The 216-nt window shown below is 57.4% G+C and carries 1 pseudogene; it reads right to left on the bottom strand.

Annotated features, from left to right (window positions below):
- A pseudogene (locus GJB59_RS13650) lies at window positions 1-216 on the bottom strand (hypothetical protein); the annotation flags it as partial.

The following is a 216-nucleotide window of genomic DNA, read 5'->3' as shown; positions in this document are numbered from 1 at the left end:
GATGCCTGGTCAAAGCTTTCCGCGCCATCCGCTCCGTCCTGCATCGCCATGGCCGCAAGTCCTGCGTGTTCCGTGAACGTCGCGTTCAACGTAGCGCGCAAGTCCACTGCCGGCGTATCCGGGTTGGTGTTGTCGAATTTCTCAGGGAATTGCGTGGTAATCGCAATCGACAAGCTTTCTGCGAACATGCTCATGTGGTGGATCGATTCGCGTTCG

This window comes from Planococcus soli (assembly GCF_016881065.1).
Classification (GTDB): Bacteria; Bacillota; Bacilli; order Bacillales_A; family Planococcaceae; genus Planococcus; species Planococcus soli.
Note: the sequence above shows the minus strand (reverse complement) of the source record. Positions and strands in the feature narration are given on the sequence as shown.